Raw genomic sequence first — 23,086 nt, forward strand, 5'->3', positions numbered from 1 at the left:
GAGACGGGCCACCCGTCGGTCACCTGCCGGCGGGACGGCGGTACCGTGGCAGGAGTACCAGGGAGAACGAGTCGGGGGATCGGCTTGGTACGCGCCTCCCTCGTGTCGGGAGGAACGGGATGACGACCCCTCCGCAGCCGCCGAGCCAGCCCCCCGGCCCGCAGCCGCAGCAGCCGCAGCAACCCTCGCCCCCAGGCGGTTTCGGCCCGCCGCAGGGCGAGGGCTTCGGAGCGCCCCAAGGCGGCTACGGCCAGTCCGGTGGCGGCTTCGGCCAGTCCGGTGGTGACTTCGGCCAGTCCGCCGGCGGTTTCGGGCAGCCCGGATACCCGGGCTCCGCGGGGCCTGGGGGTCCTGGGGGCCCGGGTCCGCTCGGCCCGTACGGCGGTCCGCCGCCCGGGCCGCCGCCGAACCGCAGCAACAAGGTGGTCGCCCTCGTGGTGGGCGCTGTGCTCGTCGTGGCGCTCGCGGTCGCCGGGACGCTGCTGTTCGTCTCCGGCGATGACGGCGACAAGGGGGACAAGGCGAAGTCGGAGCACTCCGAGGCGCCCGCCGACGACACCGAACCGTCGAAGGACTCCGAGGAGCCGACGCCGAGCCCGACCGCATCGGAGACCGAGTACGAACTGGCGTTCCCCAAGACGCTGGACGGCGGTTCGTACAAGCTCAAGGACGACCTGAGCGACTCGGTCGACACCGGAAACCCGGGGGAGGAGGCCCACCTGGGCTCCTACGCCGACGCCGCCGGCACCTCGCGCCTGCTCTACGGCGCCGCCAGCGGCGAGGACTACGGCAACCCGGAGATGTCGAAGAACCAGATGATGGACGGCATGGAGTCCGGCTCGGCCATGGACGTGGCCGTCAAGCGCCGCGACTACACCCCCACGGGCTCCGACGACCCGCTGACCTGCGAGGTCCTGGTCAAGACGCAGCAGGGACGGAAGCTGACGATACCCGTGTGCGCCTGGAGCGACCCGGGAACCGCCGCCTACGTCGCCAAGGACAGCCTCGACACCTACTCGGTCGACCCCAAGGACGTGGACCTGCAGAAGTGGGCGGACCGCGTCGACGGCATCCGCGACGAGGTGCGGACACCGGCGGCCGATTGACCTGAACCTCGGTTGAGGTTGAAGACTTCTTCCCGTTCGGCCCCTCGCGAGGCAACCCGCGAGGGGCGCGGCCGCGATGCGCGGAGCGCGAGCATCCGCGAGCAACAGGGGAGTGGTCACGATGCGCGGTATCCAGCTGGAGCGGTTCGGCGGACCCGACGTCCTCCGAGCCGTCGACCTGCCCGAGCCGGTGGCAGGACCAGGCCAGGTCGTCATCGGCGTGGCCTACGCCGACGTGCTCTTCCTGGAGACCCAGGTGCGGCGCGGCGAGGCCTTCTTCACCCCGCCGCTGCCGTATGTGCCCGGCGGCGCGGTCGGCGGACGGATCACCGCCGTCGGCCAGGACGTGGAACCTGCCTGGCTGGGCAGGCAGGTCGTCGCCAAGACCGTCCCGCCCGCCGGCGCGGGGGCCGGCGGCGGATACGCCCAGCGCGCGCTCGCCCGCGTCGAGACGGTGAGCACCCTGCCGAACGGCGTGAGCCTGCGGGACGCCACGGCGCTGACCCACGACGGACCCACCGCCGTGCGCCTCTTCGACAACGCCGTCAGCGAGGGCGCCCTGCGGCCCGGCGCCTGGGTGCTCGTGCCGGCGGCCGCCGGTGGCCTCGGCTCCCTGCTGGTGCAGCTGGCACGGGCGGCGGGCGCGCGCGTGGTGGCCGCGGCGCGTGGCGAGCGGAAACTGGCGCTCGCCCGCGAGGAACTGGGCGCCCACGCGGCGGTCGACTACACAAAGGCCGGATGGACGGAGAAGGTGCGCGCCGTGGTCGGTGAGCGCGGCGTCGACGTCGTCTTCGACGGCGCGGGCGGCACCCTGGGCGGCGAGGCCTTCGAGCTGACCGCGCGCGGCGCCCTCTTCTCCGCGCACGGCGCACCCGGTGGCGGCTTCGCACAGCTCCCCCGGGAGGCGGCCGCCGCGCGCGGGGTGGCTCTCGCCGGTATCGAACAGGTCCAGCTCTCCGCCGGGCAGGCGAAACCGCTGCTGGACCGGGCGCTGTTCGAGACCGCCGGGGGGCGCCTCGCGCCCGTCGTCGGCCAGACGTTCCCGCTGGCGGACGCGGCGGGGGCGCACGCGGCGATCGAGGCCCGCGCGACCTTGGGCAAGACGCTGCTGACGGTGGAGTGAGCGGAGGTCGGGCCTGCGGCCGGGCCGCCGGGCGGCCTACGCGGGGCAGTCGTCCGGTGCGGGCTCGCCCGCGAAGCGGTCACCGAGCCAGGCGAGCGCCGGGGCGTTGCCCGCGACGGCCGTGCCCACGTGGTCGGAGCCGGGGAACGACCGGAAACCGACGGCGTTGCCCCTGGCGCACCAGCGGGCGCGCAGCCCCTGGCCCTGGGCGTACGGCACGACCTCGTCGGCCTCGCCGTGGTAGACGAAGGTGGGCGCGGCCGGGGCCCGCTTGCCGAGCGTGTCGGCGGCGAGCCTGACGCGCCAGTCCGGGCGCCGGAGCGGGTTCGTCACGGTCAGCTCGTCCATGCGGGTGCCGGCGGCCGCCTCGAGGATCTCGCTCGCGCAGGCGTCGCGGGCCCTCGCGGTCAGCCGCCGGCCCTTGTCGTTGAGGTACGTGCCCAGGTGCAGCCCGGGGAAGGCAGCGTCGTGGCCGATCGCCGACATCAGGACGAACCCGGCGTTGTCCCCGCCGTCACTGGCCTCGGCCACCTGAGTCAGATCGGCCGGCACGCCACCGCTGGCCGTGCCCCGCACGTCGAGCTCCGGCGCGTACCAGGCGGCGATCTCGGCGGCCTTCGCGCTGGCCTGCCCGCCCTGCGAGTAACCCATGATGCCGACAGGTGAGCGCGGGCCGACGCCGAGTCCCCGCGCCCCGGGCAGCCGCTGGGCGGCCCGCGCGGCGTCCAGTACGGCGGTGGCCTCGGCGCGGGCCACCGTGTAGGTGTGGTCCCCGGGGGTGCCGAGCCCCTCGTAGTCGGTGACGGCCACCGCGTAACCGCGCACGAGCGCCGCGTTGATGAGCGGCGCCTCGGTGGTCGTCCCGTCGGGGAAGCCGGACGAGGGCGCGCACTGGTCGCCCATGCCGACGGTCCCCACGGCGTACGTGACGAGGGGGCGTGTGCCGTCCCTGCCGTCGTGCGGCACGAGGACCGTGCCGGAGACCGCGTTGGGCCGGCCGTCCGCGCTGGTGGAGCGGTAGGTGATCTTCCAGGCGAAGGTGTCGGTGGGGACACCGGGCCAGGACTGGAAGCTGGTCGGCTCCGCGCTCAGCACGGAGCCGGGGCCGCCACCGCGCCCGGGCGAATCCGCCGCCCGGAACGCGGTCGCGGCGCCCTTCTCGGCTGTCCGTCCCGCCGTCTGTCCGGTTTCCGTCGCCGGTGCGGCGCCCGTCAGCGCCAGCGCGGCCAGCGCGCAGACCACCGCGCCCGCCGCGGTACGGCCACGACGCCGTGTCCCGCGCCGCGCGCCCCGCCCACCAGCCGACCCCGTACGGAACGACTCCATGGCCCACTCCCAACTCCGCGGTGCGCCGGAGTGTGAAGCCGGCTGACTCGACGGTACTGACGCGTCGGGAGTCCGCGCCACGGGGCGAAGGATGGATCGTCCGGAAATCGGCGGTGGAAGGGGCGCGCCGCCAGGAGACCGTCTCGGACGTGCGGTCCGCTCAGAAGGGGCGGTCGCCGACGACGGCGACGCGCTCCGCGACGCGGCGGTGCCCCATGTAGTCGAACAGCGCGTAGTGCTGGGTGGCGCGGTTGTCCCAGAAGGCGATGTCGCCGGGCTGCCAGGCGAACCGCACCTGGTACTCGGGCACGTGCGCCTGGCGCACCAGCTCGGCCAGCAGGCGGTCGCTCTCCGCGCGGTCCATGCCCACGATGTGCGTGGTGAACGAGGTGTTCACGAACAGCATCTTTCGCCCCGTCTCCGGGTGCGTGCGCACCACCGGGTGCTCGACCGGCGGGAACTCGTCCTGGAGCTCGGCCAGCCGCTCGGCGGAGGTGAAGCGCGCGAATCCCGGGATGAAGTCGTGCATCGCCGTCGCGCCGTCGATCCGCTCCTTCACCCGCGGCGACAGGTTGTCGTACGCGGCGGCCATGTCCGCCCACATGGTGTGGCCGCCGATCGGCGGCACCTCCCGCAGCTGGAGCACCGCGCCCATGGCGGGACGCTCGCGGAAGGTGACGTCCGTGTGCCAGACGTTCTCGTACGTCGGACGCGTCCCCGCGGTGTCGGCGGCCTTCTCGAAGCGGACGATCTCGTCGCTGGAGCCGCGCGCCAGCAGCGGGTTGGTCTCCAGCTCGCCCCAGTGGCGGGCGAAGGCGGCCTGCTGCTCGGGCGCCAGGTTCGCGCCGCGGAAGAAGATGACCTTCCACTCCAGCAGCGCCCGGTTCAGCTCCTCGCGCAGCGCCGGGCTCAGCGGCCGCGTCAGGTCGGCGCCGCGGATCTCCGCGCCGATGACCCGCGTCTGCGGAACGACCTCGATCAGCTCGTACGGGCGCTCCTGCCAGCCCTCGGGGTAGGGCCGCAGGGTGCGCACGCCCTCGTAGAGGCCGCCCTCGGGAACGCGGGCGTCACGCAGAGTAGTGGGAGTGGACGGAGCAGTGCCGGGCGTGGTGATGCTCATGAAAGGGTCCTCCAGAAGGATCCGGTCGGGGTGAAAGCGCCGCGGGCGGACATCGCCGCGTGGGCGGACATCGCCGCGCGGGCGGGCTGGTGCCGTGGCTCCGTGACTCACTCACGGAGTCGCGCTCCAGCTAGAGACCGGATCGCTCGCACCCACGCCGCCACGGGACGCCGAGGCGTCCGAGCGGGGAAGAGGAGTGCGCGACCATGGAGGTCATTCTGGGAGTGGCGCCCCCGGAACGTCAACACGGCCTCTCGCCCGTCACCTTCCAGGGGCCCTGGTCGGAGGGGGCGGAAGGGGCGGGAGGGGGACGGCGGGGAGCTGTCGCGTCCCCTCCGACCCCCTCCGGCGCGGCAGTCGCCGCTCCGACGCGTCAGGCGGCGCGCGGTACCGGGCCGATGGCGCGCCCCGCCCACGCGGGGGGCTCCTCCAGCAGAGCGGTGAGCCGCTCGCGCACCGGCTCGGGGAACGGAGCGCTGCCCTGAGCGCCGACGTGCAGCGCGAACAGCTCGATGGTGGCGACCGCTTCTGCGCCTTCGTCCTGCCCCGCCGGGTCCTGCCCTTCCTCCCGGCCGTCGGCCGCCTCACCCGCGTACATCTCGTGGGCGAAGCGCAGCTTCTTGCCGTCCACGCCGAGGATCCGCGTCCGCACGGCGAGCGGGGTGCCCTCCGGTACCTCCTTCAGGTACCGCACGTGCGCCTCGACCGTGTAGAGCGAACAACCGGAACTCTCCCGGTACGCCGGGTCCAGGCCGACGGCGTCCATCATCGTGTCCGTCGCGTGACCGAACACCAGGACGTAGAAGGCCTCGCTCATGTGGCCGTTGTAGTCGATCCACTCCGCGCGTACCGTCTGGCGGAACAGCGGCAGCGACCCGCCCGTCATTCCGCTCCGCCCTTTCCGGCCTTCGGCAGCCGGCCGGTCGCGCGCAGCACGTCGATGACACCCTGGTCCCGCTCGGCGACCAGGTCCGCGATCGTGCGGCCTTCCGCCGCCTCGTCGCAGCCGTCCACCATCGCGTCCCGCAGCGCCCCATCCAGCTCCGGCGCCTCCAGGCGGGTCCACGGCGACTTCAGGGAAGGCCCGAAGTGGTCGAGCATGTGGCCCATTCCGCCCTCGCCGCCCGCGAGCGCGAAGGTCAGGCAGGGCCCCATGAACGCCCAGCGCAGCCCGGGCCCCTCGGTGATGGAGTCGTCGATCTCCTTCACCGTGGCCTCGCCGTTGGCCACCATGTGCAGCGCCTCCCGCCACAGCGCCTCCTGGAGGCGGTTGGCGATGAAGCCGGGGACCTCGCGGTCCATCGTGATCACCGACTTGCCCGCCACCTCGTAGAACCGCGAGGCCCACGCGACGGCCTCGCCCGCGGTGCGCTCGCCGCCCACCACCTCCACCAGCGGGATCAGGTACGGCGGGTTGAACGGGTGCCCGACCAGCAGCCGGCTCGGGTCGGCCGCCTCGGTCTGCATGTCCGTCATGGGGTAGCCCGACGTCGAGGAGGCGATGACGACGCCCGAGGGGGTCGCCGCGTCGAGCTGGGCGAGCAGGTCGCGCTTGAGGTCCAGCTTCTCCGGTGCGCTCTCCTGGACGAACTGCGCCTCGGCGCACGCCTCTTCGAGCGTGCCGGCGATCGTCAGCCGGTCGCGGGACGCGCCCTCGGCCAGCCCGAGCTGGGTCAGTGCGGGCCAGGCGGCGTCCACCAGGCGGCGCAGCTTCTCCGGCGCGTCGGGCGCCGGGTCCCACGCGGTCACGTCGTAGCCGCGCGCCAGGAAGTGGGCGACCCAGCCGCCGCCGATGACACCCGCGCCGATGCAGGTGACCTTGGTGACGTCGGTGGGCTCCGTGGGAGGAATGGTCATGGGGTGGTGCTCCTGAGGTGGGAGGGGTGGGGGAGAGGGCGAGTCGGCGTCACGCGCGGGGCTTGAGCCTGAGCTGCTCGCGCGCCTCGTCGGGCGAGGCCACCCGCGCCCCGAGCGACTCGGTGATCTGCACGGCACGCTCGACGAGCTGCGCGTTCGTCGCCTTCACGCCCCGCGACAGGTACAGGTTGTCCTCCAGGCCGACCCGCACGTTGCCGCCGAGCAGAATCGACTGCGCCACCCACGGCATCTGCATGCGGCCCAGCGCGAAGGACGCCCACTGCGCGCCGGACGGCAGGAAGTTGACCATCGACTGGAGCACGCCCGGGTCCGCGGGCGCGCCCCACGGGATGCCCATGCACAGCTGGAAGAGGGTCGGCTCATCGAGCAGCCCCTCGTCGAGCAGCTGCTTGGCGAACCACAGCTGCCCGGTGTCGAAGATCTCCAATTCGGGCCGTACGCCCAGCTCCTGGATGCGGCGCGCGCCCTTGCGCAGCATCTCGGTGGTCGAGATGTAGAGCTGGTCGCCGAAGTTGAGAGAGCCGCAGTCCAGGGTGCAGATGTCGGGCAGCAGGTCCTCGACGTGGGGCAGCCGGTCGAGACCGCCCACCAGGTCGGTGCCGTCCAGCGCGCCCTTCTCCAGCGGCTGGTCGGCGTCGAGCACGAGGTCGCCGCCCATGCCGGCCGTCAGGTTGATGACGACGTCCGTACCCGTCTCCTTGATCCGCTCCAGCACCTCGCGGTAGAGGTGCCGCTCCCGGGAGGGCTTGCCCGTCTCGGGGTCGCGGACGTGGATGTGCACGACGGCCGCGCCGGCCTCGGCCGCCTCCACGGCCGAGGTGGCTATCTGCTCCGGGGTGACCGGCACGTGCGGGCTGCGCCCGACGGTGTCACCGGCGCCGGTGAGCGCCGCGGTGATGATGACGTTCTCGGTGATGGACATGGCGATACCTCCGTAGGGACGGTTGAGGACCGTATGGACGGTTCGGGACCGTGTGGACGGTTGGGGGTGGGGGCGAATGTGTCGAAAGGGGTGCCGACAGGCGCGTCTCAGAGCGCGGCGGGACTCTCGTCGGCCTCGGGCCCGGCCTCAGGCTCGGCCTCGGACAGCAGCTCGGTGCGGACGTGGGCGAGCAGCGCCGCGTACATGTCGTCGGGGCCGGTGTCGGGGCGGGCGCCCGCACCCGCGGTGTCCTCCGCGCCTGCGGTGTCCTCCGCGCCCGCGGTGTCCTCCGCGCCTGCGGCGCTGGCCAGGACCTGCGAGGCGAGGCCGTCGATGAGCGCGGTCAGGCGCAGGGCGCTGAACTCGGGATCCACGTCCCGGAAGACGCCCTGGGCGATGCCGCGCCGGATGACGTCGGCGACGGTGGTGCGCCACTGGCGGTAGTAGTCCACGTGCAGCCGGCCGATCGCGGTCGACCGCGCCGCCTCCGCCCACAGGTCCAGCCACACCAGCCACTGCCTGCGCTGCTGAGCGCTGCGCGGCGTCTGCAACGCGAGGAGTTCGCGCAACTCGACCGCGGCGTTTCCCGCACCCGCGTTCCCGGCCCCCGCTTCGGCGATGCGCGTCGCACGGCTGGCGGTGTCCTCGTCCATGCACCACCGCACGGCCGCCTCCAGCAGCTCCGCGCGGCCGGGAAAGTGGTAGTGGATCGCGGCGGTGCTCGCGCCGCAGGCCGCCGCGATGTCGGCCACCCGCACGGCGTGGAACCCGTGCTCGGCGATCAACCGCACCGTCTCCCGCACGATCTGCAACGGGCGCCCCGCGGAGGGGAGTAGGGGCTCCCTCGACGTGACGGAAGACGGTGCGGTGGCTGGAGCGGTGGTGACCGCCTCCGGTGAGGCGGTCACCGTGCCGGTGGAGGCCGCCGCCTCGCTGGGGGAGGCTGCCGCCGCGCCTGCGGAGGCCGCCTCCCCTCCGACGGAGGTCGCGTTCGCGCCCGCGGAGCCGAGCAGCCACCCGGCGTCCACCTCACCCGCGTCGGCGATACGGGCGAGCTCCGCGACGGTGAACCGGCGCGTGCCACTGAGCGCGCGCGACAGCTTGGACGGGTCCATGACGACCCGCCGGGCGAACTCCCGCTGGGTGCACCCGGCAGCCTCGACGACCTTCCGGACCCGCTCGGCGACCTCGCCCGCGCTGTCCTCGATCCTGTCGCCCGCTGTGTGCCGCATGCCGACCACCGTAGGGATGCATTGAGATAACCGCAACGGTGGAGGGTGTGCTATGCCCCGTTATGGCAGACTAGGCACCAGTAAATCCGAGGCGTTGCGCTCCTGACTGATGCGTTAGTCAGTTGCCGCAACGCCTGTGTGGCGAGCACGGGAGCCGGTCTCAGGCGCGCGCTCGTGAGGCCGTGCGAGGGCTCACGGAACCCGCACGGGCACCGGATTGTCCGGATGATCGAGCCATACCCGTTGACCGAGCGGCGTGACGGTCAGCCCGAACCGCTCGAACCGCGGACCGCCATGCTCGCGCCACCAGGCCATGACCTCCTCGGCCTCGTCCCACAGCCTGCGTGGGCCGTGTTGCACGACGTCGTACGCGCTTCGGCCGTGCTCGTAGTCGGCGGTCGCCCACGACGTGACGCCCATGTCCAACAGCCATAGCCGGTAGGCGCCACGAGACCCCCACGACACCCGGCAGAACACGTCAGGCAGCTGGATGCCGAGCGTGAACATGTGGTGCCAGCCACCCAGGGCGTCGGGGGACAGGAACGAGGTGCGCCGCACCCCGCCGGCCGGCCACTGGCCGGTGTCCGGATACGCACTCGTCGGCGGGAAGGCGTTGCGCTGGTCGCGTAGGCGCATGAAAGCGGACGCTCTCACGAAGGTCCCGGACGCGGCACCGTCCTCGCCGACCCTCAGCCGTGCGACAGCCTGCCCGCCGTACGCCGGTCCCCACGGAGCGACGACGAGCCCACCCGGTCGGCACTGCTCGATCCACGAGCGGGGGACATGGCTGACCCCGCACGTCGCGATGACCCGGTCGTACGGGGCCCCGGGCTCGTGGCCTTCGACACCGTCGCCGACGACGGACAGCGGTGTGAGACCCAGGTCACCGAAGCGGCGCTGTGCCTCCGCTGCGACGGCTGGGTCGACCTCGACGGTCACCACGTTCTCGGCCCCCAGTCGGTGCGCGAGCAGCGCGGCGTTCCAGCCCGTGCCTGTGCCGACCTCCAGTACCCGGTTTCCGGGCTCCACAGCCAGGGCGTCGAGCATCGCGAACACCATTGTCGGCATGGAGTTGGACGAGGTCGGGGAACGGCCCTTCTCGGCACGCGCGTGCGCGCCATCGTCCCAATGCGTCGTGAGAGGAATGTCGCTGTACACCTTCTCCCACCACTGCTCCGGGGCCGTATCCCGGTCGACCAACGCACCTTGGCGGTTACCGCCTGCTGTCCCCGGCCACAGCAGGCCGGGGACGAAGACGTGCCGGGGGACCGCCCTGTACGCGGGCAGCCAATCAGGTGTCAGCGCACCTTTTCCCAGCAGCTCGGAGGCCAGCCCTTCAGGTCCGGGCTCCTGCGGGTTCCGCGCGACCACGTCAGTCACTCGCCGTCCGCAGGGCCCTGCCCGTCCGAGGTGTTGCCGCCCTCGTCCGAGCCGCCGCCACCGTGCTTGTTTCCCGAGTCGCTGTCGTCTTGCGGGTTGCCACCACCCTGAGCCCGCAAGGGCCTGAGTACGGATTCCATCGCCTGCCTCCTGGACGATTGCCGGGCTCCACCTCGCATACGACTCAACACCCGCACGAGGCAGCGATACCAGCGACTTGCACGGTCTTGCACGGCGTTTCCCGAGCAGGCGTAAGCGACTACATCGACAGACGAAAGGGGATGCATGTGCAGGCGGAGGGACGTGGTTCGGCCCAGGGAGAGCGAGATGACGCTACGGTTCGTAGGGATCGACCCGGACACAGACGAAGACCACTGCCCCACGATCTGGGTGGACGGTGACTGTGGAGAGATGGTCATTCAGGGATGGAAGGCAGGCACGGAGCTGAGAACCGCCTGTGAGTCGAACACTCCGGCTCGTGGGCCGATCCCTGGAAGCGAGGAAGTCGTCAGGATCCCGGCCCGTATGGTGCCGGTGCTCAGGAAAGCGTGCGATGCAATCGAGAATTCCGCCGTTCGATGAGCTGCTGGGGAGGTGCCGTAGCTCCGCTGTACACCTCGAAATGCGCGACAGCTACGGAACCAACCCGCGCCTGGAGTCCTGGAAGAGAGGCCGGCGGACGAACTGGGGGGACCGGTCGTCATGGTGGCGTCCTTTCCATGACGCGATCGCGGATGCCGTGGGCCGTGGTGTCTCCGTCAGGCGGGCGCGAGTCGTCTCGGAACCAGTGAGCGACTACATACGGTGGGAGCACTACGCCACCGAGGGCAACGTGATCGCCGGGGAAGAAGTGCGCTGGCTGCCCCGCAGCCGCTCTACGGACCTGTTGCTGCCAGGAAACGATTTCTGGCTCTTCGACGGAGGTCTCCTGCGCATCCATCACTTCGCGGGGGACGGAAGTCTCGTCGAGGACGAGATGCGGCAGGAAGGTGCGCTGGTCAGGCAGTGCGCATCGGCTTTCGAGGCCGTATGGCAACGTGCGGTACCGCACGAACAGTACGCGATCTGACCGTCTCACCCGGGTACCTGTCCATGCCTTCGTCGCCCTCCTCCCGCGCTCAAGCCGCGAGAGAAGCCGTGGCCGCTCGTTTGCGGCAAGTGCGCCTGGAGGCCGGTCTGACCGGCCGCGAGCTGGCGCGGCGCTGCCGCTGGAGTGAATCCAAGTCCTCCCGGTCGAGGAGAGTGTTCTTCGCTACCGCGTGGGCAGCTCCGAGGTGATGGCTGCCCAGCTCGGTCACCTGCTCTCCGTCATGAGCCTTCCGTCTGTCTCGCTGGGAGTCATCCCCTTCGGCGCGCCTCGTCTCGTTTGGCCCCTCGAAACGTTCACGGTCTTCGACTGTGAACGTGTGCATGTCGAAACGCTCTCGGCAGCGATCAAGGAGACGCAGCCCAGCGACGTGGCCCTGTATCTCAGAGCGTTCCGTGCACTCAGAAGCACAGCGGTCCACGGCGCACGGGCTCGCGACCTCATCACCTCTGCGGTCGACTTGCTGAGCGCGGAGTCGACCTGAGTCGTAGACCGCTTCGGCGTCGGTCGCGGAGGCTCGGTCGGGCGCCCCCGACCGAGCCGTTCGCTCAGCTACTGGCCGCAGCGCGGGAAGGAACGGGGGTGCCCAAACCCTCGTCGCGCAGGGCCGCGACAAAGGAGCCCCACGTGGTGGGCTCGAAGGTGAGGCAAGGGTCGTCCGGTGTTTTGCTGTCGCGGACGGGGATGAGGGTGGGGGGGGGTTGTCGGCCACCTCTACGCACTGGCCGCCGTCCTGGTTGCTGTACGAACTCTTGCGCCATGTGGCGGTGCTCAGGTCGGTCATGCGGGTTCTCCGTGCCGGAGGGCGCTGATGAACGAGGTCCAGGTGGCCGGTGGGAACGTGAGGACGGGCCCGTGCGGCGTCTTGCTGTCGCGGACGGGGACGAGGGTGGCCACGTTGTCGGCCACCTCGATGCAGGCGCCGCCGTCCTGGTTGCTGTACGAACTCTTGCGCCACGCTGCGGTGCTCAGGTCGGTTATGCGCACTGCGCTTCCTCCAGCATTCGCTCGATGAACTCCCGGGACTCGGCGGGGGACATGGCGCGGTCACGCACGGCGTCGTAACCGAGCTGCAGTCGCTCCACGGCGGCTGTTGCCTCCACGAGATCACCGGAGTAACCGGTCTCAACCCAGGCAACCGTACGGCCGTCCGTCGTGCGGAGGAACATGGTGTCCGTGTTGGTCAGTGCGTGCAGGCCGTCGCTGTCTCGTACCACGTGCAGTACGACGTTGCGCCGTTCGCCCATCTCTACCAGGTGCCGGAGCTGTTGGTGCCAGGCCTGGGGCTCCTCCAGCGGGGTGCGTAGTGCTGCCTCCGAGAGGATCGCGCGGAATCTCGGCGCGCCTTCCCGGTCCAGCAGTGTTTGTCGCCCCATGCGCGCCTCCACTTGCCGGGTCAGCTCGGTGCCGGTCAGGCCGCCTGCGGCCAGCAAGGTCCGTGCGTACGCGGGCGTCTGCAACAGGCCGTGAAAGTTGCTCACCGCGTAGTGCCACAGGCTGATGGCCTCGGCCTCCAAGCTCATGTAGCGGCGATAGCGTTCGCGGAACTGCGAAGGGTCCGCGAGGGCGAGTTCCCAGAGGGTGAGGAGGAGGTCGGAGGTTCCGTAGTGCTGGTCGAGGGCTTCGACCACTTCGGGGCCGCCGAGGGTCTCCCCGCTCTCCATCTTGCCGAACAGCGACCAGTCCCAGCCGAGGACTTCGCCGAGCCGGCGCAGGCTCTCACCGCTGCCTGCCCGCAGTAACCGCAGCTCCTCCGCGAATCGTTTCCTGGGCTCCTGGCTCCTGCCCGTGACCACTCTTCTCTGCGGCATGCCGCGCTCCTTCGTGGAAGGTGTGGAACTACCGGCCCGCGGGCGGGAAAGACAGCGCGGCGGCGGCTTATGTCCTCTGTCCCCGTTCCATGCTCGCCCTGGCGGGAGCTTCGACGTTAGTGCAATCCCACTCAAGAAGGGCGAAGTTGGCGGAATTCCTCATACCGCATAGTGCGCGGACAACGCCGTGACGGCCTCGGTCATCGCGGCGCGTAGGGCGGGTGGGCCCAGGACCTCGGCTTCGGGGCCCAGGCTGAGGAGGTCGGAGACGGCGACGGGCTGGGACTCGACGTCGAGGTCGGTCTCGATCCAGCCGGCCGCGTCGGGTGGGCCCGCTTGGTAGAGGGCGCGGACGCCCGCCGTGCCGAACTTGGCGGGGAGCAGCCGCTGGGCCCGCGGGGAGAGGCGGACGCGGGCGACGTCCTGGCGCAGCAGGGATTCCAGGCGGCGGGCGGAGTCGGCCCAGTAGGCGGGCAGGTCGAAGCCGGTGGGGCGGTCGAACGTCTCGTCGCCGGGGACGATGTCGGCGAAGCGGGAGATCCGGTAGGTGCGCACGGCACCGTCGGCCTCGGCGACGGCGTACCAGATGCCACCCTTCAGCACGACGCCCAGCGGCCGCAGCTCGCGCCGCACCTCGCCGCGCCAGCGCTGGTAGCGCACCCGCAGCACCCGCTGTTCCCACACCGCGCGGGCGACCTGCGGCAGGTACGGCACCGGGTCGGCGTCCCGGAACCAGCCGGGTGCGTCGAGGTGGAAGCGGTCCTGGATGCGCCGGGAGTGCTCGGCGAGCGCGGTGGGCAGTGCGGCCCGGACCTTGAGCTGGGCGGTGGTCAGAACGGCGCCGATGCCCAGTTCCTCGGCGGCCCCTGGAAGTCCTGACAGGAACAGGGAGCCCGCTTCGGTGTCGGTCAGTCCGGTCAGCCGGGTGCGGTAGCCGTCCATGAGGCGGTAGCCGCCGGCCGGGCCGCGGTCGGCGTAGACGGGGATGCCGGCGGCGCTGAGCGCGTCGACGTCGCGGTAGACGGTGCGGACGGAGACGTCGAGTTCGGTGGCGAGTTCGGGTGCCGTCATCCGGCCGCGGTTCTGGAGGAGCAGGAGCAGCGAGAGGAGCCGGTCGGCGCGCATGGCGCCATTGTCTCCGGTACCTGACATGAGGTGTCAGGTACCGGCGACAGGATGCGGTCAGGCCGTAGGTCCTTCAGGCCGTTCAGGCCGCCACCGCACTGCGAAAGGGCATCTCATGGGTTCGCGTACCACCTCCGCCACGTTCACCCCCGTCTCCTGGGACGAGAAGGAGGTGCGGGCCACGGGGGGACCCCGGCTGGCCCGCGCCTCCGTCGTCAACGACTACGCGGGGGGTATCGAGGCCGGCGGCAGCGCCTGCGAGTACGCGCTGGTGTACGTGACGGAGAAGACCGGTGTCTTCTCCGGGATGGAGCTGCTGACGGGGGCGGTCGACGGCCGGGAGGGCACGTTCGTCATCCGGCAGTCCGGCACCTTCGACGAGGACGGCACCATCCGCTGCACCTTCGACGTCGCCCCCGGCTCAGCCACCGGCGCGCTCACCGGTTTGACCGGTGACGGTTCCTACGAGGTCCGCCACGGCGAGGAGAAGGTCGCGGTGACCTTCACCTACACCGTGGACTGACCTCTCTCACACAAGACCGGGTCCCGCCGCGACGCGGCGGGGCCCGGTCTCCACGTCACACCGCCGTGGTCGCCTGCGGTTGCGGCGACGCGGCCGGCGCCTCCTTCGTGCCGCCCTGTTCCTCCGGCATCTTGAGGAACAGGGTCAGCACGAGGGCGACCAGGTAGAGGGCGAGGAAGACGATGGTCACGCCGCCGGCGCCGACGAGGGGGAGGAAGAGGGAGGCGATGGCGGGGCCGACGAAGGTGGCGCCGCCCGCGCCCAGGTTGAGGAGGGCCATGGCGCCGCCCTTGTTCTCGGGGGCCATGTTGGGGATGAGCGCGGAGATCGGCACGAAGCCGGCCAGCGTGGCGCCGTAGAGCATGCCGGCCAGGACGGCGACCCAGTAGTAGTCGGGGCCGAGCCAGGTGGGCACGAAGTAGAGGACGGTGACGCTGATGGCGCAGCCGAGCGCGCCGAATCCGGCGATGGTGGTCCGCCAGCCGATCTTGTCGGAGAGGGCGCCGAAGATGAGGTTGAAGAAGATGTTGGTGCCGTAGATGATCGCCAGCAGCTGGAGCCACTTGTCGGTGCCGAAGCCGACGTCGTCGGAGAAGATGCGCGGCAGGTAGACGAGCATGCCGAACTCGGGTGCGGTGTTGATGACCCGCACCAGGCAGCCGACCAGGACGCGCGGGTGCGTCCACACGATGGAGACGCTGTTGTAGAGGGACTGGCCCGTGGTGACGCCGGGCTCGGCCAGCCGTTCGCCGCCGCCCCGCTTCTTGGCGCCGACCAGCGCGATCGCGCCGCCGATCAGGATGAGGCCGAGCGCGGTCCACAGGGTGCCCATCTCGCCGATCTGCGGGATGGTGAAGCTGGACCACAGGGAGCCGAGGGTGGGCAGGCCGCCGGTGAAGGCGAAGTAGAACCAGCCGACGGCGGTGCCCAGCCGGGCCTTGGGTGCGCTGCCGGTGATCCACACCAGGAAGCCGAAGGCGAACAGCGGGTAGCCGAAGCCGCGGATGCCGTAGAAGAGCAGCATCAGCGGGAAGTTCTCGGTGCCGAGCGCGAAGAGCAGGTAGAGGGCGTCGAAGACGGCCCAGATGCCCAGGCCGACCCACATGACCTTGCGCGGGCCCCACACCTGGGAGAGCGCGCCGGAGAACCAGGACGCCAGCATCACGGCGACGCCGTAGACGGTGATGACGTAGCCGGCCTTCACGTCGGTGCCGGCGCCGTGGTCGGCCATGTACGGGGCGATGAAGCCGCTCTCGACGCCGTCGCCGATCATGAACAGCAGGACGCCGATGTACCCGAGTACCAGGGGTTTGGGCAGCCCTATGCGATCGAGCAGCCCCCTGTCGGGCACACGCGTCGCTGCATCCGTCATCGGGGGCCTCCGCTCTGAGGTAACCAGTTGGTGCACCGCAGATCCTCAGCCCGACCGCGAGAAATATCAAGAGGAGTGTTAAAGGTAACGGAATCTTTTGTTACCTCGTTGCCTTCGTTACGTCGTCTACGTCGTTACCACGCGTACGTCGGTCAGCTTCCGCATCTCGGCCACCGGCTCGTCGTCGACGGGGCCCGTCAGTACGACGTGGTCGAAGGTGTCCACCGGGTCGAGCCGGTGCAGCGCGCTCCGGCCGACCTTGCTGTGGTCCATCAGCAGCACGCTCACCGAGCCCGCGAGGCGCATCGCCCGCTTGAGCGCGACGATCTCCTGTTCCTGGTGGTAGGTCATCGTGCCGGTCATGGCTGAGGTGGAGACCAGGGTCAGGTCGACGGAGAAGCTCTTGATCATCTCCAGTGCGGAGAGCCCGATCCAGGAGTCGTGGGTGCGCGAGTACTCGCCGCCGATGCCGATCAGCCTGATGTCGTCGGCGGCCCGCAGCTCCTCGGTGATCAGCCGGTAGTTGGTGACCACCGTCAGCGGCCCGACCTGCGGCAGCAGCTTGGCCAGCGCCAGCGCGGTGGTCGAGTCGTCCAGCATCAGCGACATGCCGGGGGTGACCAGGTCGAGCGCGGCCTGGGCCAGCGCGTCCTTCTCGCCGGTGTGCGCGTGCAGCCGAAAGTCGGAGCTGGACTCGAAGACGGTGGAGGGCTGGGCCGAGACGCCGCCGTGGTACTTGCGCAGGATGCCGCGGTCGGCGAGCTCGGCGATATCGCGGTGCACCGTCATCACGCTGACGCCGGTCAGCTCGGTCAGCTCCGCCACCGAGGCGTCGCCCTTGGCCAGCACGTGGTCGACGATCTGCTGCTGACGCTGTTGGCGCGAGGCGCGCGCTGCTCCGTGGGCGGTCATACGGACCATCCTGCACCCGGCCCCGCGCCCGTCGGCCTCCGGACCGCTCCGCGCCTCACATCCGCTCTGGGACGCGTATCAGGTCACAAGTGACAGATAACAAAACCGGTGTTAATTTGCTGGGAGCCGAATGTGAGGAGTTCCGGCCGTGGCCGATGCAGTGGTATTTGACATGGACGGAGTGCTCGTCGAGAGCGAGCATCTCTGGGAGCGGCTGTGGAGCGCGTTCGCCGCCGAACGCGGCAGGCAGTGGGGCCCGGAGCAGACCAAGAGCTGCCAGGGCATGAGCGCCCCCGAGTGGGCCGCCTTCCTCACCGACTTCGCCGGCGGGGGCGACAGCGTCGCCGAAACCGAGCGCTCCGTCGTGGACGGCATGATCAAGGCGCTGGAGGACGGCGAGATCGAGCTGCTGACCGGCGCCCGCGAAATGATCACCGACGCCGCGGCCCTCGGCCCCATCGCGCTCGCCTCGTCCGCGCCGCGCCGTGTCATCGACGCCGTGCTGACCCACCACGGGGTCGACCACCACTTCAAGGCGACCGTCTCCAGCGCCGAGGTCCCGCGCGGCAAGCCCAGCCCTGACGTCTACCTCGCGGCAGCCGACAAGCTCGGCGTCCCCGCCACCGACTGCCTGGCGGTCGAGGACTCCAGCAACGGGCTGCGCGCCGCCGCCGCTGCCGGCATGACCGTCGTCGCCATCCCCAACCCCGGCTACCCACCGGCCGAGGACGCGCTGGCGGGCGCCGCCTACTGTGCGACAGACCACGACGCCGTACGCCGCTACCTGCTGGGCAAGCTCAAGGAAAAGGAAGGTGACCGGGCATGACGGACCCCAAGCCCGCCGCGGGCGCGACCGCCGCCGGCGCGACGACGGTTCTCGCCTCCGGCGACCACTTCATCGCCCCGCAGCTGTTCGTCGACGCGCTCAGGGCCGCGGCACCCGGCGCTGAGCTGGCCTTCCGCACCCAGACCACCCCGTGGCCGCACACGCCCTTCGGGCCCGTCGGCAACGTCAAGGAGGCGTCCGGCACCGAGGACGAACTGCTCGAAGCCCTCGGCGACGCCGAGATCGCCCTCGTGCAGATGGCGCCCTTCACCGACCGCGTCATCCGCGAGGCGGCGAACCTGAAGCTGATCGCGGTCGCCCGCGGCGGCCCCGTCAACGTCGACGTCGAGGCCGCCACCCGCGCCGGCATCCCCGTCACCTTCACCCCGGGCCGCAACGCCGCCGCCGCGGCCGAGTTCGCCCTCGGCCTGATGCTGGCCGCGCTGCGCCGCATCCCCGCCTCCGACGCCGAGCTGAAGAAGGGCACCTGGCGCGGCGACTACTACGCCATCGAGAACGCCGGCATCGAACTCGACGGCACCACCGTCGGCCTCGTCGGCTACGGCGCCATCGGGTCCATCGTCGCCCGCGTGCTGCGCGCCTTCGGCTCCCGCGTCCTGGTCGCCGACCCCTACACCGACCCGGCCAAGGCGGCCGCCGACGGCGTCGAACTGGTCGCCCTCGACGACCTGCTGCGCCGCAGCTCCGTCGTCAGCCTGCACGCCCGCGTCACCCCCGAGACGCGGCACATGCTGCACGCCGACAACCTCAAGCTGCTGCCCAAGGGCGCCGTGCTCGTCAACTCCGCACGCGGCGAACTCATGGACTACGCGCCGCTGCCCGCGCTGCTGGAGTCGGGACACCTGGGCGCGCTCGCGCTCGACGTGTACGACGTCGAACCGCCGCCCGCGAACTGGCCGCTGCACGCGGCGCCGAACGTCATCACCACCCCGCACCTGGCCGGCGCCACCCGGCAGACCGCCGACCGCGCCGCCGCCATCACCGCGGCACAGGCCGCCGCCCACCTGCGCGGCGAACGCCCCGAGTACGTCGTCAACCCGCAGACCCTCGACGGAGGACGGTAGCCATGATCGTCGGGGTCGACGTCGGTACCTCGGTCACCAAGGCCCAGCTCGTCGCGCGCGACGGGCGCACAGGCCCCGCGCACGAGGCCCGCAGCACCCTCTACACGCTGCCGGGCAACCGCGTCGAGCAGGACATGGACGAGGTCATCGGCACGGTCGTCACCGTCGTGCGGGCCGCCGTCGCCGACGCCGCACAGTTCGCCCCCGACGAGCCGGTCGAAGCCCTCGCCCTCACCGGCCAGGGCGACGGCCTGTGGCTGCGCGACGCGCGCGGCCGCCCCGTCGGCCGCGCGCTGTCCTGGATGGACGGCCGCGCCGCTCCCGTGCTGGAGGGGTGGAGCGCCGACGGCACCACGGACGCGGTCTTCCGCCGCACGGGAGCCGGCATGTTCCCCGGCGCGGCGGGCCCCCTCCTGGCCCACCTCGCCGCGCACGAACCCGAGCGGCTGGCGGCCGCCGAGACCGCGGGCTACTGCGTGGACGCCCTCACCCAGCGCTTCACCGGCGAACGCACCGTCGACGCCTCGGACGCCTCCGTCCCCTTCCTCGACGTCTCCACCCGCACCTACGACGACGAGGCACTCGGCCTGTGCGGCCTCAGCGACTGGCGCGGACTCCTGGCAGACCCCGCACCACCCGGCACCCTGTTCGGGCTGCTGCCCAAGGTCGCCGCCGAACTCGGCCTGCCCGCGGGGCTGCCCGTCAGCGCAGGACCCTTCGACATCCCCGCCTGCGGATTCGGCTCGGGCCTGGAGAAGACCGGCCAGGGCAACCTCATCATCGGCACCACCCTCGCCTGCCAGGTTCTGGCCGCCGACCCCGCACCGGGCTCGGGCGAACCGGCCGGCATGGTCCTGGCCACCCCCTACGCCGACCGCTACCTGCGCGTCATGCCCGCCATGATCGGCACGGCCGGACTCGACTGGCTGCTGGGCATGCTCGGCGTCCGCATCGAGGAACTGGACGCCCTGCTCGCCCAGTCCCCCTACGGCGCAGGCGGCGTCACCGCCCTGCCCTTCCTGTCCACCAGCGGCGAACGCGCCCCCTTCGTCGACGCCCGCGCCCGCGGCCGCCTCGACGGGCTCTCCCCGCTCACGGGCCGCGCCGACCTGGTCCGCGCCCTGTGCGAGGCGGTCGCCTACTCCGCCCGCCACTGCCTGGAAACCCTCGGCGTGGCAGGCGAGATCACCGCCTGCGGCGGCGGGGCGCGCTCCGGCGAGTGGGGACGCATCTTCGCCGGAGTCCTCGGCCGCGACGTCCACGTCCGCGAGGACGCGGTCGGCATCCGCGGAGCGGCCCGCGTCGCCTGGGACGCGCTCGGCACCGCGCCCGAGACCCCCGCCTCCTCCTTCGCCCGCGTCTCCCGCGCCGACCCCGAAGCGGTCAGTTACTACGAAGACGGCTACCACCGCTACCTCGACACCCTCGAAAAGGCCCGCCAGTCCTGGTGACCACCGGCGGGGCCCGCGCCGGGACGCGGCCGGTGCGGCCACGGGTGGGGACAGGGCACGTAGGACGAGCTGGAGCACACACATGACCCGGATATTCAACGACCCGTCCCGCTTCACCGACGACATGGTGAAGGGCTTCACGGCGGCGCACCCCGAGCACGTCAGGGCCGCGCCCGGCGGCGGCGGTGTGGTCAGGGCGGCCCGCCCCGCCACGCCCAAGGTCGCCGTCCTGACCGGCGGCGGCTCGGGGCACTACCCCGCCTTCTGCGGCGTGGTCGGCGAGGGCTTCGCCGACGGCTCCGTCATCGGCAACGTCTTCACCTCACCGTCCGCCGCCCAGGCCCACTCCGTGGCGACCGAGGCCGAATCCGGCGCCGGCGTCCTGTTCCTGTTCGGCAACTACGCGGGCGACGTCATGAACTTCGGCCAGGCCGCCCAGCGCCTGACCGACGAGGGCATACCGGCCCGGTGCTTCGCCGTCACCGACGACGTGGCGAGCGCCCCCGCCGCCGACGCCGCCAAGCGGCGCGGCATCGCAGGCGGCTTCACCGTCTACAAGACGGCCTCCGCCGCGGCCGAGGAGGGCGCCTCGCTGGACGACGTCGTCCGCGTCGCCGAACGCACCAACGCGCGCACCCGCTCCCTGGGCGTCGCCTTCGCCGGCTGCACGCTGCCAGGCCAGCACGCACCGCTGTTCACCGTTCCGGAGGGCAAGCTGGGCCTGGGCCTGGGCATCCACGGCGAACCCGGCGTCAGCGAGAGCGCGCTGGCGACGGCCGACGAGCTGGCCGGCACGCTCGTGGAGGGCCTGCTGGCCGAGCGGCCCGCCGAGGCGGCGGACGACAACCGGGTGGCGGTCCTGCTCAACGGCCTGGGCTCCACCAAGTACGAGGAGCTGTACGTCCTGTGGGCCTCGGTGGCCGAGCGGCTCGCCGACGCCGGACTCGACCTGGTGCGGCCCGAGGTGGGCGAGCTGGTCACCTCGCTGGACATGGCCGGCTGCTCCCTCACCCTCACCTGGCTGGACGAGGAGCTGGAACGCCTCTGGCTGGCCCCCGCCGACACCCCCGCGTTCCGCCGGGGCCGGATGGCCGCCCCCCAGACGGCGCAGACGGCACAGCCGGCACAGACCCGGGAGGCCGCCCCCGCGCAGCGGACCGCCCGCACGAGCGGCACCACCCCCTCGTCCGACGCGGCGCGCGGCAGCGGGACCGCGACAGGGGCGGCGCTCACCACCCTGACCGCCGCCGTGGAGGCGTTCCGCGCGGCCCACACCCTCCTGCACGACCAGGAAGAAGCCCTCGGCAGACTCGACGCGGTCGCGGGCGACGGCGACCACGGGCGCGGGATGTGCAAGGGCGTGGACGCGGCCCTCGCCGCCGCCGAGCAGCAGCGCGAACGCGAAGCGGCCCCGGCCGCCCTGCTGGGCGCGGCCGGTGACGCGTGGGCCGCCGAGGCGGGCGGCACGTCGGGGGCGCTGTGGGGCGCGGGCCTGCGTGCCTTCGGCTCGGCGCTGCCCGCAGACCGCGCGCCCGAGCCCGCCGAACTGGTGGCCGGAGCCCGGGCGGCACTGGAGGCGGTCACCTCGCTCGGCAAGGCGGAACCCGGCGACAAGACGCTGGTCGACGCGCTCGCCCCGTTCGTGACCGCGTTCGCCGAGCGGACCGACGCCGGAGCCTCGTCCGCCGAGTCCTTCGCCGCGGCCGCGGAGACGGCACGCGCCGCCGCCGAAGCCACCGCCGAGCTGCGCCCGAAGCTGGGCCGGGCCCGGCCGCTGGCCGAACGCAGCCTCGGCACCCCGGACCCGGGCGCCACCTCCCTGGCCATGGTCCTGACCGAAGTCTCGGCGACCGCCCCTCTTCCCGACTGACACGGACCGGCACCTACCGGCGCGGGGAGGCGGGGGCAGTTCGCCGCCCCCGCCTCCCCGGGTCGCCCGACGGACCGCACCGGGCGACGTACCAGACGCTCTTTCCTGGAGGAACGCACCATGAGCACCAACCCCGCAGCGCCCCGGCCGTTCCGCGTCGTCGTCGGCTGCGACGACGCGGGACTCGACTACAAGGAAGCCCTCAAGAAGGACCTGGAGGGCGACGCCCGCGTCGCGGAGGTGACCGACGTCGGCGTCGGCAGCGACGAGCACACCGCCTACCCGCACGTCGCCGTCGAGGCCGCCCGCCGCGTCGCCGAGGGCGAGGCCGACCGGGCGCTGCTCGTGTGCGGCACCGGTCTCGGCGTCGCCATCAGCGCCAACAAGGTGCCGGGCATCCGCGCGGTGACGGCACACGACAGCTACTCCGTCCAGCGCTCCGTGCTCAGCAACAACGCGCAGGTCCTCTGCTTCGGGCAGCGCGTCATCGGCCTGGAGCTGGCCAGGACGCTGGCGGCCGAGTGGCTCGACCACCGCTTCGACCAGAGCTCCGCCTCCGCCGAGAAGGTCGCCGCGATCACGAGCTACGAGCAGGGCGGCTGCTGAGCGAGCCGGCACCGCGTGCACGAGGGCACCGGCCCCCGCGCACACGCAGGCAGCAGGTACACACAAGGCAGGAGCCCCCGCCGTCGGCGGGGGCTCCTTGGGGTGCTGCGTACGTCGCAGGGACCTACTGCGCGGTGACGTTCTCAGCCTGCGGGCCCTTGGGCCCCTGCGTCACGTCGAACGTCACCATCTGGTTCTCCTCGAGCGAGCGGAACCCGGATGCGTTGATAGCGGAGTAGTGGACGAAGACATCGGGACCGTCACCGTCCTGGGCGATGAAGCCATAGCCCTTTTCGGCGTTGAACCACTTCACGGTTCCGGTAGCCATAAG

The 23,086-nt window shown here is 71.9% G+C and carries 25 protein-coding genes and 1 pseudogene; 10 read left to right on the forward strand and 16 right to left on the reverse strand.

Annotated elements, in window-relative coordinates:
- Positions 1–119: 119 nt before the first annotated feature.
- Both MMF93_RS19115 and MMF93_RS19120 read left to right on the forward strand, forming a co-directional pair.
- Positions 120–1,106 (forward strand): hypothetical protein, encoded by a 987-nt coding sequence (locus tag MMF93_RS19115; RefSeq protein ID WP_242753203.1) that lies wholly within the window; start codon positions 120–122, stop codon positions 1,104–1,106.
- Between the two features lie 121 nt (positions 1,107–1,227).
- Positions 1,228–2,229: a zinc-binding dehydrogenase gene (locus MMF93_RS19120; RefSeq protein WP_242753205.1), complete on the forward strand. Its 1,002-nt coding sequence runs from the start codon at positions 1,228–1,230 to the stop codon at positions 2,227–2,229.
- 36 nt (positions 2,230–2,265) lie between these two features.
- Here the strand turns inward: MMF93_RS19120 and MMF93_RS19125 are convergent, their stop codons facing one another.
- The 8 genes from MMF93_RS19125 to MMF93_RS19160 form a co-directional block, all read right to left on the reverse strand.
- Complete coding sequence (locus tag MMF93_RS19125) at positions 2,266–3,555, reverse strand: lipase family protein (RefSeq protein WP_242753207.1); 1,290 nt, start codon at positions 3,553–3,555, stop codon at positions 2,266–2,268.
- Positions 3,556–3,715: 160 nt separating this feature from the next.
- Positions 3,716–4,675, reverse strand: coding sequence for a TauD/TfdA dioxygenase family protein (locus MMF93_RS19130; protein ID WP_242753209.1), 960 nt, complete (start codon positions 4,673–4,675; stop codon positions 3,716–3,718).
- A 373-nt stretch (positions 4,676–5,048) separates the two neighbouring features.
- Positions 5,049–5,561, reverse strand: coding sequence for a thioesterase family protein (locus MMF93_RS19135; RefSeq protein WP_242753211.1), 513 nt, complete (start codon positions 5,559–5,561; stop codon positions 5,049–5,051).
- Entirely contained in the window at positions 5,558–6,532 is a 975-nt protein-coding gene (locus MMF93_RS19140; protein ID WP_242753213.1) for a 3-hydroxyacyl-CoA dehydrogenase NAD-binding domain-containing protein, read from the reverse strand. Before MMF93_RS19140 ends, MMF93_RS19135 begins: the two co-directional genes overlap by 4 nt.
- A 49-nt stretch (positions 6,533–6,581) precedes the next feature.
- The gene (locus tag MMF93_RS19145; protein WP_242753215.1) at positions 6,582–7,475 is read right to left on the reverse strand and encodes a beta-keto acid cleavage family enzyme; all 894 of its coding nucleotides are present in this window, start codon (positions 7,473–7,475) and stop codon (positions 6,582–6,584) included.
- A 107-nt stretch (positions 7,476–7,582) separates the two neighbouring features.
- On the reverse strand, positions 7,583–8,707 hold the full coding sequence (locus tag MMF93_RS19150) for a TetR/AcrR family transcriptional regulator (RefSeq protein ID WP_242753217.1): 1,125 nt from the start codon (positions 8,705–8,707) through the stop codon (positions 7,583–7,585).
- Between the two features lie 192 nt (positions 8,708–8,899).
- On the reverse strand, positions 8,900–10,087 hold the full coding sequence (locus MMF93_RS19155) for a methyltransferase domain-containing protein (protein ID WP_341483286.1): 1,188 nt from the start codon (positions 10,085–10,087) through the stop codon (positions 8,900–8,902).
- On the reverse strand, positions 10,084–10,227 hold the full coding sequence (locus MMF93_RS19160; RefSeq protein WP_242753219.1) for a hypothetical protein: 144 nt from the start codon (positions 10,225–10,227) through the stop codon (positions 10,084–10,086). Before MMF93_RS19160 ends, MMF93_RS19155 begins: the two co-directional genes overlap by 4 nt.
- Before the next feature lie 413 nt (positions 10,228–10,640).
- On the opposite strand from MMF93_RS19160, the gene MMF93_RS19170 reads away from it, so the two are divergent.
- Positions 10,641–11,156, forward strand: a complete 516-nt coding sequence (locus MMF93_RS19170; RefSeq protein ID WP_242753223.1) for a DUF6879 family protein — start codon at positions 10,641–10,643, stop codon at positions 11,154–11,156.
- A 190-nt stretch (positions 11,157–11,346) separates the two neighbouring features.
- Positions 11,347–11,658: a Scr1 family TA system antitoxin-like transcriptional regulator gene (locus MMF93_RS19175; protein ID WP_341483287.1), complete on the forward strand. Its 312-nt coding sequence runs from the start codon at positions 11,347–11,349 to the stop codon at positions 11,656–11,658.
- Positions 11,659–11,722: 64 nt separating this feature from the next.
- On the opposite strand, the gene MMF93_RS19180 is transcribed toward MMF93_RS19175, so the two are convergent.
- The 5 genes and pseudogenes from MMF93_RS19180 to MMF93_RS19195 form a co-directional block, all read right to left on the reverse strand.
- Positions 11,723–11,896: a DUF397 domain-containing protein gene (locus tag MMF93_RS19180; protein WP_423835474.1), complete on the reverse strand. Its 174-nt coding sequence runs from the start codon at positions 11,894–11,896 to the stop codon at positions 11,723–11,725.
- Between the two features lie 5 nt (positions 11,897–11,901).
- Positions 11,902–11,958 (reverse strand): annotated as a pseudogene (locus MMF93_RS33740) (DUF397 domain-containing protein); the annotation flags it as partial.
- On the reverse strand, positions 11,955–12,161 hold the full coding sequence (locus MMF93_RS19185) for a DUF397 domain-containing protein (protein WP_242753225.1): 207 nt from the start codon (positions 12,159–12,161) through the stop codon (positions 11,955–11,957). The gene MMF93_RS19185 and the pseudogene MMF93_RS33740, both read right to left, overlap by 4 nt.
- The gene (locus MMF93_RS19190) at positions 12,152–12,985 is read right to left on the reverse strand and encodes a helix-turn-helix domain-containing protein (RefSeq protein ID WP_242753227.1); all 834 of its coding nucleotides are present in this window, start codon (positions 12,983–12,985) and stop codon (positions 12,152–12,154) included. The genes MMF93_RS19185 and MMF93_RS19190 overlap by 10 nt, the downstream gene beginning before the upstream one ends.
- A 159-nt stretch (positions 12,986–13,144) precedes the next feature.
- Positions 13,145–14,110, reverse strand: coding sequence for a helix-turn-helix transcriptional regulator (locus MMF93_RS19195; protein ID WP_242753230.1), 966 nt, complete (start codon positions 14,108–14,110; stop codon positions 13,145–13,147).
- A gap of 115 nt (positions 14,111–14,225) precedes the next feature.
- On the opposite strand from MMF93_RS19195, the gene MMF93_RS19200 reads away from it, so the two are divergent.
- Complete coding sequence (locus MMF93_RS19200; RefSeq protein WP_242753231.1) at positions 14,226–14,633, forward strand: DUF3224 domain-containing protein; 408 nt, start codon at positions 14,226–14,228, stop codon at positions 14,631–14,633.
- Positions 14,634–14,688: 55 nt separating this feature from the next.
- Here the strand turns inward: MMF93_RS19200 and MMF93_RS19205 are convergent, their stop codons facing one another.
- Positions 14,689–16,005 (reverse strand): MFS transporter, encoded by a 1,317-nt coding sequence (locus MMF93_RS19205; RefSeq protein WP_242753233.1) that lies wholly within the window; start codon positions 16,003–16,005, stop codon positions 14,689–14,691.
- Positions 16,006–16,131: 126 nt separating this feature from the next.
- Positions 16,132–16,917: a DeoR/GlpR family DNA-binding transcription regulator gene (locus tag MMF93_RS19210; RefSeq protein ID WP_242753235.1), complete on the reverse strand. Its 786-nt coding sequence runs from the start codon at positions 16,915–16,917 to the stop codon at positions 16,132–16,134.
- Between the two features lie 148 nt (positions 16,918–17,065).
- Here MMF93_RS19210 and MMF93_RS19215 point away from each other — a divergent pair, with 148 nt between their 5' ends.
- The 5 genes from MMF93_RS19215 (at position 17,066) to MMF93_RS19235 (ending at position 22,755) form a co-directional block, all read left to right on the forward strand.
- Positions 17,066–17,743, forward strand: a complete 678-nt coding sequence (locus tag MMF93_RS19215) for an HAD family hydrolase (RefSeq protein WP_341483288.1) — start codon at positions 17,066–17,068, stop codon at positions 17,741–17,743.
- On the forward strand, positions 17,740–18,828 hold the full coding sequence (locus MMF93_RS19220; RefSeq protein WP_242753238.1) for a 2-hydroxyacid dehydrogenase: 1,089 nt from the start codon (positions 17,740–17,742) through the stop codon (positions 18,826–18,828). Before MMF93_RS19215 ends, MMF93_RS19220 begins: the two co-directional genes overlap by 4 nt.
- Positions 18,829–18,830: 2 nt before the next feature.
- Entirely contained in the window at positions 18,831–20,279 is a 1,449-nt protein-coding gene (locus tag MMF93_RS19225) for an FGGY-family carbohydrate kinase (protein WP_242753239.1), read from the forward strand.
- A gap of 82 nt (positions 20,280–20,361) precedes the next feature.
- A complete protein-coding gene (locus tag MMF93_RS19230; protein WP_242753241.1) occupies positions 20,362–22,149 on the forward strand; it encodes a dihydroxyacetone kinase family protein in 1,788 nt (595 codons plus the stop codon).
- Between the two features lie 120 nt (positions 22,150–22,269).
- Positions 22,270–22,755, forward strand: coding sequence for a ribose-5-phosphate isomerase (locus MMF93_RS19235; protein ID WP_242753243.1), 486 nt, complete (start codon positions 22,270–22,272; stop codon positions 22,753–22,755).
- Between the two features lie 124 nt (positions 22,756–22,879).
- Here MMF93_RS19235 and MMF93_RS19240 read toward each other — a convergent pair whose 3' ends face one another.
- Positions 22,880–23,083: a cold-shock protein gene (locus MMF93_RS19240; RefSeq protein WP_114023580.1), complete on the reverse strand. Its 204-nt coding sequence runs from the start codon at positions 23,081–23,083 to the stop codon at positions 22,880–22,882.
- Positions 23,084–23,086 lie beyond the last annotated feature (3 nt).

Origin of the sequence: Streptomyces tubbatahanensis, assembly GCF_022699385.1 — a bacterium.
GTDB lineage: Bacteria > Actinomycetota > Actinomycetes > Streptomycetales > Streptomycetaceae > Streptomyces > Streptomyces diacarni.

Coding starts and splice junctions, on each gene's coding strand:
- MMF93_RS19115 (WP_242753203.1), top strand. CDS start 120: ATGACGACCCCTCCGCAGCCGCCGAGCCAGCCCCCCGGCCCGCAGCCG.
- MMF93_RS19120 (WP_242753205.1), top strand. CDS start 1,228: ATGCGCGGTATCCAGCTGGAGCGGTTCGGCGGACCCGACGTCCTCCGA.
- MMF93_RS19125 (WP_242753207.1), bottom strand. CDS start 3,555: ATGGAGTCGTTCCGTACGGGGTCGGCTGGTGGGCGGGGCGCGCGGCGC.
- MMF93_RS19130 (WP_242753209.1), bottom strand. CDS start 4,675: ATGAGCATCACCACGCCCGGCACTGCTCCGTCCACTCCCACTACTCTG.
- MMF93_RS19135 (WP_242753211.1), bottom strand. CDS start 5,561: ATGACGGGCGGGTCGCTGCCGCTGTTCCGCCAGACGGTACGCGCGGAG.
- MMF93_RS19140 (WP_242753213.1), bottom strand. CDS start 6,532: ATGACCATTCCTCCCACGGAGCCCACCGACGTCACCAAGGTCACCTGC.
- MMF93_RS19145 (WP_242753215.1), bottom strand. CDS start 7,475: ATGTCCATCACCGAGAACGTCATCATCACCGCGGCGCTCACCGGCGCC.
- MMF93_RS19150 (WP_242753217.1), bottom strand. CDS start 8,707: ATGCGGCACACAGCGGGCGACAGGATCGAGGACAGCGCGGGCGAGGTC.
- MMF93_RS19160 (WP_242753219.1), bottom strand. CDS start 10,227: ATGGAATCCGTACTCAGGCCCTTGCGGGCTCAGGGTGGTGGCAACCCG.
- MMF93_RS19170 (WP_242753223.1), top strand. CDS start 10,641: ATGCAATCGAGAATTCCGCCGTTCGATGAGCTGCTGGGGAGGTGCCGT.
- MMF93_RS19190 (WP_242753227.1), bottom strand. CDS start 12,985: ATGCCGCAGAGAAGAGTGGTCACGGGCAGGAGCCAGGAGCCCAGGAAA.
- MMF93_RS19195 (WP_242753230.1), bottom strand. CDS start 14,110: ATGCGCGCCGACCGGCTCCTCTCGCTGCTCCTGCTCCTCCAGAACCGC.
- MMF93_RS19200 (WP_242753231.1), top strand. CDS start 14,226: ATGGGTTCGCGTACCACCTCCGCCACGTTCACCCCCGTCTCCTGGGAC.
- MMF93_RS19205 (WP_242753233.1), bottom strand. CDS start 16,005: ATGACGGATGCAGCGACGCGTGTGCCCGACAGGGGGCTGCTCGATCGC.
- MMF93_RS19210 (WP_242753235.1), bottom strand. CDS start 16,917: ATGACCGCCCACGGAGCAGCGCGCGCCTCGCGCCAACAGCGTCAGCAG.
- MMF93_RS19220 (WP_242753238.1), top strand. CDS start 17,740: ATGACGGACCCCAAGCCCGCCGCGGGCGCGACCGCCGCCGGCGCGACG.
- MMF93_RS19225 (WP_242753239.1), top strand. CDS start 18,831: ATGATCGTCGGGGTCGACGTCGGTACCTCGGTCACCAAGGCCCAGCTC.
- MMF93_RS19230 (WP_242753241.1), top strand. CDS start 20,362: ATGACCCGGATATTCAACGACCCGTCCCGCTTCACCGACGACATGGTG.
- MMF93_RS19235 (WP_242753243.1), top strand. CDS start 22,270: ATGAGCACCAACCCCGCAGCGCCCCGGCCGTTCCGCGTCGTCGTCGGC.
- MMF93_RS19240 (WP_114023580.1), bottom strand. CDS start 23,083: ATGGCTACCGGAACCGTGAAGTGGTTCAACGCCGAAAAGGGCTATGGC.